The organism is Frankia sp. AvcI1, assembly GCF_001420875.1.
Taxonomy (GTDB): Bacteria; Actinomycetota; Actinomycetes; order Frankiales; family Frankiaceae; genus Frankia; species Frankia alni.
In genome coordinates, this window is record NZ_LJFZ01000035.1 from 45,807 (window position 1) to 47,355 (window position 1,549).

A 1,549-nucleotide genomic window follows, 5' to 3' on the forward strand; every position below is an offset into this window, starting at 1 on the left:
GGCGAGGGGTCCCCACAGATCGCCGAAGGCGATCTGTGGGGTCACGCCCATAGTTGACCTTCGAGTGCGGCCTCGGCCTCCTCGAGGGTGCCGGCGTAGGCGCCGGTGGACAGGTACTTCCAGCCGCCGTCGCAGACGATGAGGGCGATGTCGGCCCGCCGGCCTTCCCGGACCGCCCGCTCGGCCTGGGCCAACGCGGCGTGCAGGATGGCTCCGGTGGAGATCCCGGCGAAGATGCCCTCCTCCTGGACGAGCTCCCGGGTGCGCCGCAGGGCCTCGCGCGGACCGACGGAGTAGCGCGAGGTGAGCACCGACGGGTCGTACAGCTCGGGCACGAAGCCCTCGTCGATGTTGCGCAGGCCGTACACCAGCTCGCCGTAGCGGGGCTCGGCGGCAACGATCGTGATGTCCGGCACCCGCTCCCTGAGGTAGCGGCCGGTGCCCATCAAGGTGCCGGTCGTCCCGAGGCCGGCGACGAAGTGGGTGATGGCGGGCAGGTCCTCGAGGATCTCCGGGCCGGTCGTCTCGTAGTGCGCCTGGGCGTTCGCCGGGTTGCCGTACTGGTAGAGCATGACCCAGTCGGGGTTCTCGGCGGCGAGCCGCTTCGCGACGGCGACCGCCTCGTTGGAGCCCCCGGCGGCGGGCGAGTACCGGATCTCGGCGCCCCACATCTGCAGGAGCTGGCGGCGTTCCACCGAGGTGTTCTCCGGCATGACGCAGACGAGCCGGTAACCCCGCTGGCGGCAGACCATGGCCAGCGAGATGCCGGTGTTGCCGGAGGTCGGTTCCAGGACGGTCGCGCCGGGGGTGAGCAGGCCGCGCTTCTCGCCGTCGGCGATCATCCACAGCGCNGCCCGGTCCTTGATCGAACCGGTCGGGTTGTCCTGCTCCAGCTTCGCCCACAGCCGGACCTCCGGCGACGGGGACAGTCGCGGAAGCCCGACCAGCGGGGTCCGGCCGACCGAGTCGGCCAGGGAGTCGAATCGCATGAGTCGGACCTGCCGCTCGGCTCAGTGCTGACCGGCGGGCACGCGGGGCGAACTGGCGGTGGAGCCGCCGGCGACCGCGGGCAGGATGGTGACCTCGTCGCCGTCGTTGAGCTTGGCGTCGAGCCCGCCGAGGAAGCGCACGTCCTCGTCGTTGACGTAGATGTTGACGAACCGGTGCAGCTCGGCTCCGTCCTCACCGGTCACCAGCCGGCCACGCAGCCCGGAGTGCCGGGAGTCGAGGTCGAGGAAGAGCGCGGCGACGGTGTCGCCGGTGCCCTCGACCAGCTTCGAACCTCCCGTGTAGCTACGCAGGATCGTCGGCACACGGACCTGGACTGCCATGGTGCTCCTTTCGCGGGTGCCAGCGGTCGGGCTCGACCGAGGCGCCGCCCGGACGGGCGGGATGATGACGCGGGCGGGGGTCTGCGGGGTGTCAGGACAGTCTGCGGGGTGTCAGGACAGAGGGCCGGGACGCGCCGGGGCGGGGACTTCGCCACTCGCAGGCCCAGGATGCCCCGACGACGGCGCGGCTGTCCGCGATTCAGCTCGCGCAGGCGGGG

2 protein-coding genes and 1 pseudogene are annotated in these 1,549 nt (G+C 71.8%); all 3 read right to left on the bottom strand.

Going from position 1 to position 1,549, the window contains the following annotated elements:
* Positions 1-41 precede the first annotated feature (41 nt).
* A partial coding sequence (locus UK94_RS27060) for a pyridoxal-phosphate dependent enzyme (RefSeq protein WP_235490109.1) occupies positions 42-851 on the bottom strand: 810 nt, incomplete at its 5' end.
* A 1-nt stretch (position 852) separates the two neighbouring features.
* A pseudogene (locus tag UK94_RS66920) lies at positions 853-989 on the bottom strand (pyridoxal-phosphate dependent enzyme); the annotation flags it as partial.
* 21 nt (positions 990-1,010) lie between these two features.
* Positions 1,011-1,331: a MoaD/ThiS family protein gene (locus UK94_RS27065; RefSeq protein ID WP_011602689.1), complete on the bottom strand. Its 321-nt coding sequence runs from the start codon at positions 1,329-1,331 to the stop codon at positions 1,011-1,013.
* Positions 1,332-1,549 lie beyond the last annotated feature (218 nt).

What these genes read in the sequence shown, in the direction of transcription:
- UK94_RS27065 (WP_011602689.1), bottom strand. Translation starts at nt 1,331, where the DNA reads ATGGCAGTCCAGGTCCGTGTGCCGACGATCCTGCGTAGCTACACGGGA.